This is a genomic window from Flavobacterium sp. NG2 (assembly GCF_034119845.1).
GTDB lineage: Bacteria > Bacteroidota > Bacteroidia > Flavobacteriales > Flavobacteriaceae > Flavobacterium.
Map to the genome: position 1 here is coordinate 1,039,889 of NZ_CP139420.1, position 17,290 is coordinate 1,057,178.

The window sequence follows — 17,290 nt, forward strand, 5'->3', positions numbered from 1 at the left end:
AGGTTGCCTTTATCGGGCAACCTTTTGTTTTTGTAATAAAATGATTAGGCTTGTTTGGCAATAGTAACTCTGTGTGGGTATGGAATTTCGATACCTGCTTTGTCTAGGGCTATTTTAGCTTTTTCTAAGGTTTCAAAATATACTGCCCAATAATCTTCGGGTGCTGCAAAGGGTCTGACAGCAAAATTTATCGAACTATCGGCTAATTCTGAAACGCTTACAGACGGTGCTGGTTCTGTTAATACTTTCGGGTTAGAAGTCAATACTTCCAAAAGCACTTCTTTGGTTCTTTTAATATCTTCACCATAACCTACGCCAATTGTCACATCTACACGCATTTTTCCCTCGGCAGTGTAATTGATAATATTTCCATTTGCCATAGCGCCGTTGGGGATAATTGCCAATTTGTTTTGTGGTGTTATCATTTTTGTGGTGAAAATTTCGATTTGTTTGACTGTTCCTAATACACCTTGAGCTTCAATTAAATCACCAATCTTATAAGGTTTAAACATTATTATTAAAACTCCTCCAGCAAAATTAGAAAGTGAGCCTTGCAAGGCCAATCCCACTGCCAAACCTGCGGCGGCAATCACTGCTGCTAAACTCGTGGTTTCGACTCCAAGTGTGGAGATGACCGTTATTATTAAGAAAATCTTTAACGCCCAAGTAACGAGGTTAAACAAGAAGACTTGTAGAGAGGCATCGTAATGATGTTGCATCATTACCTTTTTCAATACTTTGGTTATTCTTTTAATTACCCATGAACCTATAATGTATATTAATATGGCGTATAAAACGGGTAAGCCGTATTTTTCTATATATCCTAATAAGTTTTCAATCGAAATTTTTTCCAGTAAACTTGTAGTTTGTGTTGTTACATTGTTTACTACTCCTTCCTCTTTTTCCATAATTATAAAATGCTAAAATGATTACACTAGTTGTTATCAGCAATATATAAATTTAACTTGAAAATTCATAGGTTTTGAATGTATTCTTCTTCTTTAAAACCTTCTATAATACAAAAAAAGCCACTTCAATTAATTTCTGAAAGTGGCTTTTGTATATTTTTATAATTAGACTAATCTAGCTTATCCGTTAGGTCTTTGAAAACTTTTTTGGCATTTTTATTTTCATATAAAACGGCATAAACCGCATCTATGATTGGTGTTTTAGCGCCGTAGCCTTGATTTAGTTTATAAGCACTTTTGGTAGCATAATAACCTTCTGCTACCATACTCATTTCCATCATGGCGCTTTTTACCGTGTATCCTTTCCCAATCATGTTTCCAAACATTCTATTTCTAGAAAAAACTGAATAACCTGTCACCAACAAATCGCCTAAATAAGCCGAATCGTTGATATTACGTTTCATCTTATGGACCTTTTTGATGAATTTCTTCATTTCACGAATCCCGTTACTCATCATCACCGACTGGAAATTATCACCATAACCCAAACCGTGAGCGATACCAGCTGCAATGGCGTAGATATTCTTAAGCATAGCAGCATATTCAGTTCCGATAATGTCGTCTGTGATTTTAGTTTTGATATAGTTACTAGACAAATTATCCGCTACAGTTTTTGCTTTTTCGGCATCACCACAAGCAATTGTCAAATATGACAGACGTTCCAAAGCCACTTCTTCCGCATGACAAGGCCCTGTGATTACACCAATATTGTAATAAGGAATTTCATAAGTATGATGAAAATGTTCACCCACAATCAAACTCGTTTCAGGAACAATTCCTTTGATAGCCGAGAAAATGATTTTATCTTGTAAAGAAACGGTTAGGTTTTGTAATTCGGCTTCTAAAAATGCCGAAGGAATCGCAAATATCAGATAATCAGCGTAGGCTACCGCTTCGTTGATATCGGTAGTCAGTTTTAACTTTTGGATGTCAAACTCAACTGAACTTAAATAATTTGGATTGTGTTTGTAGGTGCTAATGTGCTCCACCGCAGCTTCATTACGCATATACCAAGCTACTTCTGTTAGGTTATTACACAACATCTTAGTAATTGCTGTTGCCCAACTTCCACCACCAATTACTGCAAATTTTTTAGTTTCGCTCATTTTTCAAATTAAATTTAGCCAAAAGTACTTAAAAATGGATGAATCAAATAATAAATCAATTGTAAGCATGCTGTTTTTTTTTAGATTGCAAAACAGAATTTCAAAAATAAAAATTGATTTATTTTAAATGATTCACAATATAACGATTTTAAAACCGTTCTAAATTACTATAAATGAATATTTTGAAATAAAATATCATTTACCATAGTTAGTTTTGTTTTTGGAGTAATGAAAAAGGCGTCCTGGAAAATCCAGAACGCCTTTTTTTATCCGATTATTCAGATTTTTGAATTAGTAACTTAATTCAACAATTTCTTTTGCTTTTTCAACGGTAACATTTTGTCTTTCGCCTAAGCCAGCACAACCTCTTTCAGCAAAACGTTTTGCAATAAAATCGGCTGTATTGCTTATTACTAAAGGAATACAAAAAAATCTAATTTCCTTTAAAAATATTATACGTTTGACAAAAACTATATTGTAGTAATTTATCTATATTAGCTAAAAAAGTGATCCATGAGAAAAACAATTATCCAAATCATAATTCTTACAATTACTTTCTATTCTTGTAAATCAAAAAAAACAACAATAGATGATAACCTTACCACCCGAAAGGAGTCCTTTACAAATAGGGAAAACAGGTTACAAATTACAAACCCTGATAAAATTAATAAGGTGAAATTTGTTCCTGAAAGTAAACAATTTCAATTGAACATTAAAGAAAGCATGCCTTTCCCTGAATATGATTTTGGAGCAGAATTGTATAATGGAAAAATCTATGCTTTTTTAGATACATATAGAAATAGATATAGCAACAAAGATCACAATCACGGTGATGTGTGTGTATATGACATAGAAAAAGATTCTTGGACAAAAATTAATGTCATCCCAAAATCACAACCAGTAACAAAATCTATATTAGTAGGTAAAAAAATATATTTAATTGGTGGTACAGAATTCAGCGATTTAATTCAAGTATATGATATTGAGAAAAATATTTGGGAAGAAAGTTTAAAACTTCCTTTCGGAATGTATTGGTGTACTGCTGAAACATTTGAAGATAAAATTTATATAATGGGAGGATATGCAGATTACAAAGAAAAGAAGGGGACACGCTTTTTATCAGATGTTCAAATTTTTGACACTAAAACAAAAAGTTGGACTAAAGGTGCTGAAATGCCAAGAAAAATGCAAACGCCAAATTCATTAAAATATAATAATGAGTTTTATGTATGGGATATCAATCCAAAAGTGATGTTAAAATATAACATTGTAAAAGATATGTGGATTAATGTTAGTGAATTAAATGATTATGTAAAAGGTGCACAAGAAGGGATTGTTTATAAAAATAAATTTATATTTATATCTGGTCAAAACGAGAGTGGTTTAAAATCAAAAAGTAGTAAAAAGATTTATCAATATGACCCAATAACTAAAATTTATGAAGAATCCTTTAATGACTTAAAGATAGGAAGACATTATAATTATGGTGTTTTTGCATATAAAGATAAAATATATTTGCTTGGCGGAAGAGAAGATCAAGAATGGAATCCAATGAATAATGTTATCGAAATTGAATTAAAATAAACTCCTTACTACCAATAATCATTTAGGTGTAAAACAAAAAAGGCATCTAAAAAATCCATAATGCGTTTTTTACCCTATGACTTTAAAGATTATATTAATAACTCATTGATACTGATTATTTTAGTCTTTAAATAATAGCATTTTGTTTTTTTCTTAAGCAATTCCTGTCGCTTTCGGCAATAAGAAATTTAGTAAAAATATATGCTGTTATTTTACAAAACAACAGGAAATCATCATTAAACTCTAATTAAATAATATACTAAAGTAAGCTGCTGAACATATTCTACCCATATTAACCAAAAAAATTACTCATGAAAAAATTATTTTTGCAAATAATAATCCTTGCAATTACCTTACTTTCTTGTAAAACAAAAAAGCCTCTATTAAATATACCTAACACGATTGATAACAGGTTACAAATAACAAACCCTGATAAAATTAATAAGGTGAAATTTATTCCAGATAGTAAACAATTTCAGTTTCAATTAACCATCAAAGAAAGCATGCCTTTCCCTGCTTATGATTTTGGAGCAGAATTGTATAATGGAAAAATCTATGCTTTTTTAGACACATATAGAAATAGAGGAAGCAAAGAAGATTACAACTACGGAGATGTGTGTGTTTATGACATTGAAAAAGATTCTTGGACAAAAATTAATGTTATCCCAAAATCACAACCAGTTGCAAAATCTATATTAGTAGGTAAAAAAATATATTTAATTGGTGGTACAGAATTTAGCGATTTAATTCAAGTATATGATATTGAGAAAAATATTTGGGAAGAAAGTTTAAAACTTCCTTTTGGAATGTATTGGTGTACTGCTGAAACATTTGAAGATAAAATTTATATAATGGGAGGTTATGCTTTAGATAAGGAAAAGAAGGATACTCGGTCTTTATCTGATGTTCAAATTTTAGATACAAAAACTAAAAAATGGTCTAAAGGTGCAGAAATGCCAAAAAAAATTCAAACCCCAAATTCATTAAAATATAATAATGAATTTTATGTTTGGGGAGACTCTCCAAAAGTGATGTTAAAGTATAACATTGAAAAAGATATGTGGATTACCCTTGAAGAATTAGGAGAATATATAAAAAGATTTCAAAAAGGAATAGTTTATAAAGAAAGATTTATATTTATATCTGGTTCAAATGTGGACGGATTTAAATCAGAAATTTTTAAAAAAATATATCGTTATGACCCATTAAAAAATACATATGAAGAATCCTATAATGATTTAGCATTAGGAAGAATTTATAATTATGGGGTTTTTGAATATAAAGACAAAATATACCTACTAGGTGGAAGAGAGGCTCAAAAAGATTGGAAACCTATGAATGATGTTGTCCAAATTGAAATAAAATAACCGCTAATTGCCTACATACATTCTTATAAAACCAAAAGGCGTCCTGGAAAATCCAGAACGCCTTTTTTTATCCGATTATTCAGATTTTTGAATTAGTAACTTAATTCAACAATTTCTTTTACTTTTTCAACGGTAACATTTTGTCTTTCGCCCAATGCTTTCCATCCTCTTTCGGCAAAACGATTCGCGATAAAATCAGCGGTATTGCTAAAGTCTTTAGTATAATCCGAAAGTTTAGTATCCATTCCCATGGTGTGGAAAAATGCAACTGTTTTAGCGATGGCTGCATTTGCAATTTCTTCTTCTGTTCCTTCTAGGTTGTAGATGCGTTTACCATATTGAGCCAACTTTTGTTTTTTGGTATCAAACATCACTTTGTATAAATTAGGTCCGATAATCGCCAAGGTTCTAGCGTGATCAATGTCGTACATCGCTGTCAATTCATGACCAATCATGTGTGTCGCCCAATCATTTGGCACCCCTTTTTGAATCAAACCATTCAATGCCATCGTACAACTCCACATAAAATTGGAGGCCAAAGCATAATCAGTTGGGTTGGCTACTACTTTTGGTCCTACTTCAATTAGGGTTTGTAATATCCCTTCAGCGATTCGGTCTTGTAGATAACCTTCATGAGGATAAGTTAAATATTGTTCTAACACATGCGTGAAAGCATCAACAACGCCGTTTTCTAATTGTCTTTTAGGTAGTGATTGAATGACTGTAGGGTCACAAATAGAGAATTTTGGAAACAAAGCACTTCCACCAAAAGCTAATTTTTCTTGAGTGCTCTTAATAGTAACTACTGCTCCCGAATTCATTTCGCTTCCTGTAGCAGGCAAGGTTAATACGGTTCCAAAAGGAATTACTTTGGATACATCCGTAAGTAAGATTCGTTTTTTAAGAATTTCCGATGGATCGCCTTCAAACTTTACAGCTCCTGAAATAAACTTAACACCATCAATCACTGAACCACCACCTACAGCTAGAATGAAATCAATATTTTGTTCTTTGATTACTTCCACTGCTTTCATCAAGGTTTCATAATGTGGATTGGGCTCGATTCCTCCAAACTCAATGATTTCGTACCCTTTCAAGGCGTCCACAACTTGCTGGTGAATTCCGTTTTTAAAAATACTTCCTCCTCCGTAAGCTAGAAGAACTTTGGCTCCTTCAGGAACTAATTTTCCTAATTGTTCGATTTGTCCCTTGCCAAATACATAATTGGTAGGATTGTAATATTGAAAGTTTAACATCTTAGTTTTTCTTGTTTAATTGGTGTAATAATTTTTCAGCAACTAACTTAGAAGAAGCTGGGTTTTGTCCTGTAATTAATAATCCGTCTTCAACTACATAAGAACCCCAGTCAGCTCCTTTAGAGTAGATAGCGCCATTGGCTTGTAAGGCATCTTCTAGTAAAAAAGGAACGACATCTGTCAATCCTACCGCTGCTTCTTCAGTATTGGAGAAACCCGTAAGTTTTTTTCCTTTTACTAAATAATCACCATTCACTTTTACGTTTTTCAAAACCGCTGGAGAGTGACATACAAAGGCAACTGGCTTGTTATTGCTATAAAAAGTCGCAATCAAAGCAGCCGAATTTTTATCGGTAGCCAAATCCCAGAGTGGCCCGTGACCTCCTGGGTAAAAAACAGCGTCGTAATCTGATGCTGCCACCTCAGCTAATTTTTTAGTGTTTTTTAATTTTGCCAATAATTCGCTGTCATTGTCAAAACGTTTGGTGTCTTCGGTAGCGAAAGATGGATCTTCACTCTTCGGGTCAATTGGGGGCTGACCTCCTTTTGGAGTGGCAATATCAATTTGGACGCCTTTATCTAATAATTCATAATAAGGTGCTGCAAATTCTTCTGTCCAAAATCCTGTTTTTTCACCTGTATTCCCTAGTTCACTGTGACTGGTAACGACAAATAATACTTTTTTCATCTTGATTTTATTGTTTTTTTGAGCAGTTCCGTTAAAGGCACTGACCATAATTAATACTAAAGCTAGTAGATTTATTTTTTTCATATTTTTATTTGTTTATACAAATTTAGGGCTAAAGTGCTATCAGTAAAAATAATTTAAATTATGTTTGTTATAAATATACTTATATCATGGTCAATCTAGAATGGTATCGCACTTTTAAGTCGGTTTATAAGAATGGAAATTTTTCACTTGCTGCTAAAGAACTGTTTATTAGTCAGCCAGCTGTAAGTCAGCAAATCAGTATGCTTGAAGCGCATGTGGGTTATAAACTCTTTAATCGTAAATCTAAAGGTGTAGAGCCTACAGAATATGCTAATTTGCTCAACAACCTGATTATTGAAGCCTTAGACCGTTTAGAAAATGTAGAAAACGGATTTAGAGCCAAAGCTTTTAATGCCAATAGATTGATATCGGTGGGGATTTCGAAACATTTGTTTAGCAGTATTGGAAGTGTTTTGGTTTCCAAATTTGATTTTATTGATTTCCACTTTCAAGAGGATAATTCTTTATTTGAGTTGGTGAATTCTAAAAAATTAGATTTTGCTATTACCACTCAGAAGATAGATACTTATGACACTATTCAAGAAAAAGTGGGTGAGATAAAGCCTGTAATTATAGGTTCTAATACTATTGATGCTTCTGAATTTCAAAAGTACCTCAAAGCCAAAGATTGGACTGCTGCAGAAACTTGGTTAAACGAAAAAAGATGGTATAGTTTTGATGCTAAAATTCCGCATATCAAATTGTTTTGGCTCTATGTTTTTGACAAAAAGCGACCTTCTTTGATTGCAAATTACATCATCCCATCCGAATTTGAAATGCTGGAAACGATTTCTAAAAATACAGGCATCGGCATCAGTTGGAACTGCAATGTAAAATCATTTGTGGCGCAAAATAAATTACAGCTTTTATGGGATAGTGAAAAAATGCCCACTACCACTGTTTATGTGATGTGCCGAAAAAACAACAATTTTGATGAAATCTTAACCGAAATCACCAAAATTATTCAAGAGGTTTTGACTTAGTTAAACCGTTTATTTTTTATAAAACAAATTGTGGTCTATGTATTCCCATACCTTCGTTGGTAGCAGCGGACGAATATTTTTACCGTCTTTGATACAATCGCGAATAAAAGTCGAAGAAATCTCTACTACTGGTGCGTCTACCATTTTAATTTTAGGATGGTCTTTGAATTCTAAATTTTCAGCTTCAGTGGATACCCTAGGATAGACATAAAGATTGTAATTTTTCAAAATCATCTCGTAGTTTTTCCATTTGTGAAGTGATTTCAAATTGTCTTCGCCCATGATTAATGCAAATTCATAATTTGCATATTTCTCTTCTAGATACACCAAAGTATTGATGGTGTAATTGGGTTGTGGCAATTTGAACTCTATATCCGAAGGTTTAATCTTTGGATAATTTTCGGTAGCTAGATGCACCATGTGCAAACGATGGTAATCATCTAGCAAAGTAGATTTTTTCTTTAAAGGATTGTGTGGGGTAACCACCATCCAGATTTGATCCAAATCAGTATGTTCTACAATATGATTGGCGATAATCAAATGTCCCACATGCATGGGATTAAAAGTTCCAAAGTACAGTCCTATTTTCATCTTCTTTAGTGTTAATAATTACTACTAAACAATTCGTTGGTTTGGTTAGTTAATAGGACGTTTTTCATTTTGGTAAATTACAATTAAGTTTAAACTTATAAAAATAAATTTTAAAATAATTGCATAGCTTTCATCAAAACGCAATAAAACACTCAAAGATTTTAGAAAACATACAGATTTTTGTATGGACAAATCTTTTTATATTCATAATGTTATTGCTTTGGTATTTGAATATCTTTTCTTGAAATCAAGTATCGAATAGAACTACATGATTTTAATTTGCGTTCCAATTTTTAATGCATGTTTTTACCTTATCATTTCTCAGTTGTGTCAAAGCTTCTAGGTAATAGGAGCTAAAGGTTTCGTTTTCACTTAAATCTTCAAAAATGGATTTGATTTCAAGGAATTTTATCGGGTTTTGGATTGAAAGTGCTGCTGTTCTAATCAAGGTACCACTCTGAGTGTCTGTAATATCATAAGGATTGTCATTATCATCCACACCATCATTATATCGCGCCCATGCAGCAATGACAAAAGCAGCTCTCTTAACGTTCTTTTCGTTCTCTAATTGGTGTTTAACCGTAGGCAATATAAACAAAGGTACCTTGGCAGAGCTTTCTTGGCAAATCCTGAACAATTGGTCATTAATATGAGGATTCAAGAAACGGGAAACCAAACTTTTTTTGTAGTTCTCGATGCTCTTTTTATCGGAATCGGTTAGTGTTGGTGTTACTTCTTCGTCCATATACATTTTCAAGAACGATATAAAATCAGGGTCATTTGCGGTTTCAAATACGGTTTTGTATCCATGCAGAGTTCCTAGAATTCCCAGTATCGTGTGGCTGGCATTTAATAAACGGAGTTTTAGGTTTTCAAATGGAGCAATGTTTTGGGTGTATTGTACGCCTACCTTATCCCAAGCAGGTCTGCCTTGTATAAATTGGTCTTCTATAACCCATTGCGAAAAAGATTCACAAACCACTGGCCATTGGTCATCAACAAAAAAATCTTCTTTTAATGTGCTAATGTCTTTGGAGTTGGTGATAGGAGTAATTCTATCGACCATGGTATTGGGGAAGCTGGTGTTTTTTGAAATCCAATCGAGTAATTCAGGTTCGGTTTTGCTAACATAATTAAATAATGATTGTTTCATTGTATCACCATTTGATTTGATGTTGTCACAAGACAGAATCGTACAGCCTGGCAGGTTGCGTAGTTTACGTAATTTAAAAGATTGGGTTAGGTATCCAAAAACGGTTTTCGGACTAAAAGGGTTTTTGATATCCTCAGTCACTCCTGGATGGTTGATGTCAAATTCACCTGTGATTTCGTTCAGGTGATAGCCGTCTTCAGCAATCGTCAGGGAAATGATTTTGATATCAGGATGTGCCATTTTTTCGATAACAGCCAAAGGATTTTCGGGGCCAAAGAAATATTCGACTATAGAACCAATTATCTTGGCTTTGTGTGAACCATTCGGTTCTTTGGTATATAAGGTGTACAGTCCGTCTTGGTCTTTTAGAATGTTGTAAATTTTTCGGTCAGAATCCAATAAATCGACACCACAAATGCCATAGTTTAGTTCTTTATGTTTATCGATGAGTTCGTGAATATAGTACGCTTGATGTGAGCGGTGAAAATTACTAACTCCTATGTGTAAAATACTGGTTTTTATTTGGTTTCTGTCGTAAGAAGGAACAGATACATCAGAAGGCAATAAACTTAAGTTTTCAGCATTGAGATAATAGGATTTTGCCATAGTTTTGGGTATGCTATAAATGTTTTTTTTAAAACCTTAAAAATACATAATTATATTTTAAATTTAGCATTTCAAGGGGTGTGTATTTGTATAATACATATGGTAAAAAAGAGAAACAAATTACATGAATTACCACAAGCTATAAAGAGTTGTGTTTTTGAATTACACGAATTTATCAGTCTAAGGCTTATACGAGGAATTTTAAACAGTAATTTTTCGTGTAAATTAGTGTAATTCGTGTTAGAAAAAAGCCTGCAGATTTATGCGGCAGTAAGACCAATAAAAATGGTAAAAAAACTATATTTGTAAGATGCAAGGAGGTATTGCAAAATCCAATTTTGAATTATGGACTTTAGAAAAATAAGTAACTTATCTGTAGACTGTGTGATTTTTGGGCTCGGAGCAGATAGTCTTAGCGTTTTGCTTCGCAAGAGAACCTTAAACTTGTATAATGATAATTATCCTGCTATTGATGACTGGGTGTTGCCTGGTGAAAATGTTTTTAAATGTAATAATTTAGGAGAGTCTGCCAATAGGATTTTAGCGGAGATTTCAGGACTCAATTTTGCCAATAAAAAACAATTCAGAACCTACGGGAATCAAAAACGACTACAAGCTGATAAGGATTTATTGTGGATTAGAAGTCAAGGCGCCGAAGTGCGAACCGTAACGGTAGTGTATTATTTGACTTTACCAAAAGAGAATATTGTTTTTGATAGAGATAGTGATTTGAGATGGTTTCCTGTGAAAGCCTTACCAGAAGTTGGTTTTGACCATCGTTTTATCATTCAGGATGCTTTTGAAGATTTGCAAAGTAAAATCATGACCGAGCCTATTATGTTTGATTTGGTTCCAGTTAAATTTACGCTAAATGAACTTCAAACGGCTTTTGAAATATTGTTAAACATAGAATTAGACAACCGAAATTTCAGAAAAAAAGCCATCAGTAAACCTTATATTGTACCGCTGGAAGACAAACGAAAAAGTGGTGGTTCCAAAAAACCCTCTAAACTCTACATGTTCAGCAAAGATGTTTACGACAAAATCGCGGAGAAAGATTATATCATCAGTACGATATTATAGTTTTGGTGATGAAGTGATTTATTTTTTAAGTGTAAAATAGAGCTCTTTTGTCCTAAATATCGGGTAAGGGATAGCAGCAGAAAGCCTACAGCCTGACCGGAGCTTTTTTGCGGAGAACACTCCAAAATAATTTTGAGCAACCATAAAGCAATAAAAATAGCTAGCTTGAACTTAATTTATAAAAATTAGTCGACACTATTTCAAAAAAAAAGAATATGACTATATTTGCACCAAACAACTCAACAAAGACATGAAATATAAAAGGATTCTTCTGAAATTAAGTGGCGAAGCTTTAATGGGAGAAAGACAATACGGAATTGACCCAGTTAGATTAGCTGAATATGCCGAAGAAATCAAGAAAATTCACGACAAAGGGGTAGAAATTGCCATCGTAATTGGAGGAGGAAATATCTTTAGAGGTGTAGCTGGAGCTAGTGCTGGTATGGATAGAGTGCAAGGAGATTATATGGGAATGTTGGCCACGATTATCAATGGAATGGCTTTGCAAGGTGCTCTGGAAGATAAAGGAATGTTGACAAGATTGCAAACAGCTTTGAAAATTGAAGCAATTGCTGAACCATATATCAAGCGTAGAGCGGTACGTCACCTGGAGAAAGGAAGAATTGTAATCTTTGGAGCAGGAACAGGAAACCCTTACTTTACTACAGATACTGCTGCAGTATTAAGAGGTGTTGAAATCAACGCTGATGTGATTCTAAAAGGAACACGTGTAGATGGTGTTTATGATAGTGACCCAGAGAAAAATGCGGCAGCTATTAAGTTTGACACAATTTCATTTGATGATGTGTTGAAAAAAGGATTGAATGTAATGGATACAACAGCCTTTACTTTGAGTCAAGAAAACAAACTTCCAATTGTGATTTTTGACATGAACAAAATGGGGAACCTTGAAAAAATTTGTAACGGAGACAACATAGGAACTGTAGTAAATATATAATAGACTTATCTTGGACTATTAGACTATTTAGATTGTTAGACGTACTAGCAAACTAAAGATCTAAAAAATCTAAAGATCTAAAATTCTAAACAATGACTGAAGAAATTGATTTTATATTAGATAGTACACAAGAATCCATGGAGGGTTCTATTGAGCATTTAGAAAAAGCATTTCTAAATATTCGTGCAGGAAAAGCATCGCCAGCAATGTTAGGTAGTGTTTTTGTTGATTATTATGGTTCTTCGACACCGCTTTCTCAGGTGGCAAAAATCAGTGTTCCTGATGCTCGTACAATTACGTTGCAGCCTTTTGAAAAGAATATGTTACAACCTATCGAAAAAGCGATTATGGTTGCTAATCTTGGTTTTAACCCAATGAATAACGGAGATGTTATCATCATCAGTGTTCCACCATTGACAGAAGATAGAAGACGTGAATTAGCAAAGCAAGCTAAAGCTGAAGCCGAAGACGCCAAAATCAGTGTTCGTAATGCTCGTAAAGATGCTAATACTGAGATTAAAAAACTTGAAAAAGAAGGAACTTCTGAAGATATTTGTAAAAGTGCCGAAGAGAAGGTGCAAAACTTAACGAATTCGTTTATCAAAAATATTGACGAAGTTTTAGCAGTGAAGGAGGCTGAGATAATGAAAGTCTAATTTTTGAAATAAAATTGTTTAAAATCCGTTTGCATTTGTAAACGGATTTTTTTTGTTTTTAGGGGTGTCACTTTTGGTAGTCAAACTCCATTTATATAAATAAAAACAAAATCTCTTAAACCTATCGCCTCATTATAAGAATCATGGCTATTGTGATAGCAGATGAACATTTAAAAATAGAAAATAATTATCAAATCCTTAGTAGCTAAAACTTTCAACTATTTACCTTTGTAGGCAGAAAACATAGATACCACGCATGAAAATCCTCGATAGCAAACCTTTATTATATGGTGTAATAATCATTTCGATTCTTATTATTGGAGGTATAGATTATTTTACTGGGTCAGAACTGTCGTTTTCACTTTTTTATGTTTTTCCAATTCTTTTGCTTTCGGTAAAGCGAACTTCAAAAGTGTATGAGATTGTTTTGATGTCCCTTTTTGCTGGGACAATTTGGTTTTGGTCAGATTATCATACTAGAAGCTACAGCTCTGTTTTATATCCAATTTGGAATTCCTTTGTTCGTTTTTCTTATTTTACCGCTATAGGGTTGCTGCTACATTTTCTAAAAAACAGAGAGCGTACTATTATCAAAATGAATAAAAAACTAAACCTATTAAACGATGAAAAGAACAAGTTTATAGGTATTGCAGCCCATGATTTAGCAAATCCTATTGGTACAATTTATTCGTTTTCCGACTTATTGCTAGAGAATCAAAAGGAGCAAATGGATGCTGAAATGGAAGAAAGTTTAACGATTATAAAAGATTTGAGTCATACTACTTTAGGGATTCTAAAAAACCTATTGAACGTTTCAGTAATAGAATCAGGGAAGTTAGAATTGAAAAGGGAGGAAAACGATTATATTGGTTTTATAAACAAGCAAATTGTTTTTAATCAGTTATTGGCTAGTAAAAAGAAAATAAATATAAAATTTGAACCTGCTCTTGAAAATGTAGTTGTTGGTTTTGATAAGTTGTTGTTATCTCAGGTGTTTAATAATTTACTAACCAATGCAATCAAATTTTCCTATCCCGAAAGTGAGATTGTGGTTAGGATTTCTTTAAACAATGACAACCAAATTTATACCGAAGTCATAGACCAAGGAAAAGGAATTCCAGAAGCTGAAAAAAATAAATTATTTAATTATTTTCAAAAGACGAGCACTCAGCCAACAAATGGTGAAAATAGTTCAGGTTTAGGTCTTGCCATTGCGAAACAAATCATTAGCTTACACCATGGAACAATTGGAGTGGTTACTGAATTAAATAAAGGTTCCAACTTTTATTATACGTTACCTGTAGAAACCGTAACTTGTTAAAAATGAATAAAGAAAAAGTTTAATACTATTTATGATATGAAAATTTGAAAAATTTCAAGCAAATATTTCTAATTCCCTTGTTGTTTTTGTTTTTTACAGCCTTTAGCTATTCACAAAATAGTTTGATTGGGGTCGTAAAAGATGCGGACACGTTTAAAGTTTTGCCGTTTGTAACCATAAAAAATGGTAATCAAAGCATAATAGGGGATGTTGATGGGAAATTTATTATTACGAATTATAATGACAGCAACTATTTTGAAGTTACTTCTATAGGGTACCTGAAATCAAAGGTTTCTATCATCAATGACAAAAAGTTCTACACTGTCTTTCTTCAGCCTAAAAAGGACAAATCAGCTCAGGTTTCAAATTCTAAAAACGGGGACGTAATTGAAATTATAAAAAAAACCATTGCAAATAAAAGCAAGAACAACCCCAAGGACAAACTTAGTAGTTTTGAATTCAAAGCTTACAATAAACTCATTGTTACAGCTCATCCAGACTCTATTAACGGGAAATTAGATTCCTTATTCACCATTAAAAAAGGACGAACAGTTTTTAATAAAATTGATTCTACTAATTATAAATTTAAAGAGCTAATAAGCAAACATCATTTGTTTCAAACGGAGAAAGTTTCTCGATTTCAATTTAAAAATAAGTCTTTAAAGGAGACTATTTTAGGAACACAAATGGCAGGTTTAAAGCATCCTATCTATGAAGTTATTGGTTTCAACTTACAATCTTTTTCTGTTTATGATTCTAATTACGAACTTTTTGAAACGCAATACAACAGTCCAATTGCAAATGATGCACTTTTAGACTATAGGTATAGCTTACTGGATAGTATTGCTATTGATGGTCGTCCCACTTATATGATTCATTTTAAAAACAAAAAGAAAAGTAAAGCTTCGGGGCTTGAAGGTGTCCTTTTTGTAGACCAACAAAGTTATGCCATTGCTAAAGCCATTATGCGTATCAAGGGAGTGTTGGATATCAGTGGAACTCATGAATTTAAATATGTTCCTGAGCAAGGGATTTGGTTTCCAATGAATAAAACCTTTAAGATTGTAAAAGGGAAAAATGACGATGATATCAAAATTTTAGGAGGAACGATTCAGTTTGATGGGGACTATGAAGAAAATTTTAAAGCGCGGAAGAAACAGCCTTCAGATTATGTGTATTTGCTTTCCAAAACTAATAATTTTGATGTCCAGTACAATACTTCATTTGAAGTCAAAAAATCATTTATTTCGATCGAAATCAAAGATGATGCACTTAATAAGTCGGAGCAATTTTGGGATTCCTATCGGATAGATAAACTAAATCTTCGAGAGCAAAAAACCTATCTATCCTTAGATAGCCTAGCGCTCAAAAAGCGTATTGAAAGTAAAGTGCGCTTTGGCCGAAAAATTATTAATGGTTATTTGCCAGTGCCGTATTTTGATATTGATTTACGCAAAATTTTTAGATACAATAATTACGAAGGCTTCCGATTTGGTTTTGGAGGAGTGACCAACGAGCAATTTTCTAGAAAATTCAAAATCGATGGCTATAGTGCTTATGGGACCAAGGACGGAATTTTTAAATACCATCTTGGAAGTGCCGTACGTATCGGTAAATTTTCGAATTCTTGGATTGGTGCTTCCTATACTGATGATGTGCGCGAAATTGCCAGTACATTATTTTTGATTGATAAAGTTCCATTCAAACTCTATGACCCTCGACCAATTAATATTAGTACTTTCTATAACTATGTGAGTTGGCGGACTTATATTGAAACAGCTATCATTCCTAAAACAGAAAGCATTTGGGAGCTGTCCTATACGCAGGTCGAACCAAAATTTGATTACGCGTATAATTTGAATAGTAAGTTGTACTCTTATTTTGAAATGACGACCGCTAAAGTATCCTTACAATGGAATCCTTTTAGTGATTATATGCAAACACCTACTGGAAAGATTGAAATCGAAAAACGATTTCCAAAATTTACTTTTCAATACACCCAAGCATTGCCGAAATTCTTTCAAAATGACTTTCAGTTTAGCAAGTTTGATTTTAAAACAGAGTATGAAAAGAAATATTTGAATGGTCAAAAAACCAATCTACTATTGCAAGCAGGATATGCTTTAGGTGATGTGCCACTTACACATTTATACAATACATCACCTAATAATATTACTAAGGAGACCATTATGCAACGTGTTACCTTTGCCGGTAAAAACAGTTTTGAAACCATGTATTTTAATGAATTTTTCTCTAGTGAATTTGTGTCTTTTCAATTCAAGCACAGTTTTAATAGGGTGAAATTATTTTCAAAGGTAAAGCCTTCCTTTGTTTTGGTTTCTAGAATGGCTTGGGGAAATCTTGAAAAACCTGAACAGCATGTAGGACTAGATTATAAAACCTTAAACGATGGTTTTTTTGAATCTGGATTGGAACTCAACCAAATATTTAATGGGTTAGGACTATCTGCTTTTTATCGCTATGGCCCAAATCAGTTGGCTAAATTTGAAGATAATATCGCTATCAAGTTGAGTTTTGTGTTGAATTTAGGGCTTTAGTGGCTTGACACATATTTTAATCCAATAATAGAACAAATCAGTGTCGATATAAAAAAGATTCTCCAAAAAGTAGCAGGTTCTTTGAAAATAAAAATACCAACCAAAACCGTTCCTACAGCACCAATCCCAGTCCAAACAGCATAGGCTGTTCCGATTGGTAGTACCTGAGTGGCTTTGTACAGTAAAAACATGCTAATGCTTAGTGAAGCTAAAAATCCTAACATCCAATAAGTAGATTCGGCACCAGATGTTTCTTTGGCTTTGCCTAAACAAGAAGCAAAAGCCACTTCAAATAATCCTCCAATGATTAATAAAATCCAACTCATTA

General features: G+C 33.1%; 15 protein-coding genes. 8 read left to right on the forward strand and 7 right to left on the reverse strand.

What is annotated here, in order from left to right:
• Positions 1-44 precede the first annotated feature (44 nt).
• Both SLW70_RS04445 and SLW70_RS04450 read right to left on the reverse strand, forming a co-directional pair.
• The gene (locus tag SLW70_RS04445) at positions 45-908 is read right to left on the reverse strand and encodes a mechanosensitive ion channel family protein (RefSeq protein ID WP_320890822.1); all 864 of its coding nucleotides are present in this window, start codon (positions 906-908) and stop codon (positions 45-47) included.
• 170 nt (positions 909-1,078) lie between these two features.
• Positions 1,079-2,074 carry an NAD(P)H-dependent glycerol-3-phosphate dehydrogenase gene (locus SLW70_RS04450; RefSeq protein WP_320890823.1) on the reverse strand — a complete coding sequence of 332 codons (996 nt, stop codon included), beginning with the start codon at positions 2,072-2,074 and terminating at the stop codon, positions 1,079-1,081.
• A gap of 513 nt (positions 2,075-2,587) precedes the next feature.
• Here SLW70_RS04450 and SLW70_RS04455 point away from each other — a divergent pair.
• Both SLW70_RS04455 and SLW70_RS04460 read left to right on the forward strand, forming a co-directional pair.
• Positions 2,588-3,658 (forward strand): hypothetical protein, encoded by a 1,071-nt coding sequence (locus SLW70_RS04455; RefSeq protein WP_320890825.1) that lies wholly within the window; start codon positions 2,588-2,590, stop codon positions 3,656-3,658.
• Positions 3,659-3,969: 311 nt separating this feature from the next.
• Entirely contained in the window at positions 3,970-5,025 is a 1,056-nt protein-coding gene (locus SLW70_RS04460; protein ID WP_320890826.1) for a hypothetical protein, read from the forward strand.
• A 92-nt stretch (positions 5,026-5,117) separates the two neighbouring features.
• Here SLW70_RS04460 and SLW70_RS04465 read toward each other — a convergent pair whose 3' ends face one another.
• A complete protein-coding gene (locus SLW70_RS04465; protein WP_320890827.1) occupies positions 5,118-6,281 on the reverse strand; it encodes an iron-containing alcohol dehydrogenase in 1,164 nt (387 codons plus the stop codon).
• A gap of 1 nt (position 6,282) precedes the next feature.
• Positions 6,283-7,053, reverse strand: coding sequence for a type 1 glutamine amidotransferase domain-containing protein (locus tag SLW70_RS04470; RefSeq protein ID WP_320890828.1), 771 nt, complete (start codon positions 7,051-7,053; stop codon positions 6,283-6,285).
• Between the two features lie 86 nt (positions 7,054-7,139).
• Between SLW70_RS04470 and SLW70_RS04475 the strand changes: the two genes are divergently transcribed.
• On the forward strand, positions 7,140-8,036 hold the full coding sequence (locus SLW70_RS04475) for a LysR family transcriptional regulator (RefSeq protein WP_320890829.1): 897 nt from the start codon (positions 7,140-7,142) through the stop codon (positions 8,034-8,036).
• Between the two features lie 9 nt (positions 8,037-8,045).
• Here SLW70_RS04475 and nadD read toward each other — a convergent pair whose 3' ends face one another.
• Both nadD and SLW70_RS04485 read right to left on the reverse strand, forming a co-directional pair.
• A complete protein-coding gene (gene nadD / locus SLW70_RS04480; RefSeq protein ID WP_320890830.1) occupies positions 8,046-8,627 on the reverse strand; it encodes a nicotinate (nicotinamide) nucleotide adenylyltransferase in 582 nt (193 codons plus the stop codon).
• 274 nt (positions 8,628-8,901) lie between these two features.
• Entirely contained in the window at positions 8,902-10,386 is a 1,485-nt protein-coding gene (locus SLW70_RS04485) for a mannitol dehydrogenase family protein (RefSeq protein WP_320890832.1), read from the reverse strand.
• Positions 10,387-10,731: 345 nt separating this feature from the next.
• Between SLW70_RS04485 and SLW70_RS04490 the strand changes: the two genes are divergently transcribed.
• From SLW70_RS04490 to SLW70_RS04510, 5 genes are all read left to right on the forward strand, one after another.
• The gene (locus SLW70_RS04490) at positions 10,732-11,469 is read left to right on the forward strand and encodes an NrtR DNA-binding winged helix domain-containing protein (RefSeq protein WP_320890833.1); all 738 of its coding nucleotides are present in this window, start codon (positions 10,732-10,734) and stop codon (positions 11,467-11,469) included.
• 250 nt (positions 11,470-11,719) lie between these two features.
• A complete protein-coding gene (pyrH, locus tag SLW70_RS04495) occupies positions 11,720-12,427 on the forward strand; it encodes a UMP kinase (RefSeq protein ID WP_320890835.1) in 708 nt (235 codons plus the stop codon).
• A gap of 92 nt (positions 12,428-12,519) precedes the next feature.
• Positions 12,520-13,083 (forward strand): ribosome recycling factor, encoded by a 564-nt coding sequence (gene frr, locus SLW70_RS04500; protein ID WP_320890836.1) that lies wholly within the window; start codon positions 12,520-12,522, stop codon positions 13,081-13,083.
• 256 nt (positions 13,084-13,339) lie between these two features.
• Positions 13,340-14,404, forward strand: coding sequence for a HAMP domain-containing sensor histidine kinase (locus SLW70_RS04505; RefSeq protein WP_320890838.1), 1,065 nt, complete (start codon positions 13,340-13,342; stop codon positions 14,402-14,404).
• Between the two features lie 44 nt (positions 14,405-14,448).
• Positions 14,449-16,962, forward strand: coding sequence for a DUF5686 family protein (locus tag SLW70_RS04510; RefSeq protein WP_320890839.1), 2,514 nt, complete (start codon positions 14,449-14,451; stop codon positions 16,960-16,962).
• Here SLW70_RS04510 and SLW70_RS04515 read toward each other — a convergent pair.
• The gene (locus tag SLW70_RS04515; protein WP_320890841.1) at positions 16,959-17,288 is read right to left on the reverse strand and encodes a multidrug efflux SMR transporter; all 330 of its coding nucleotides are present in this window, start codon (positions 17,286-17,288) and stop codon (positions 16,959-16,961) included. The genes SLW70_RS04510 and SLW70_RS04515 overlap by 4 nt on opposite strands.
• Positions 17,289-17,290 lie beyond the last annotated feature (2 nt).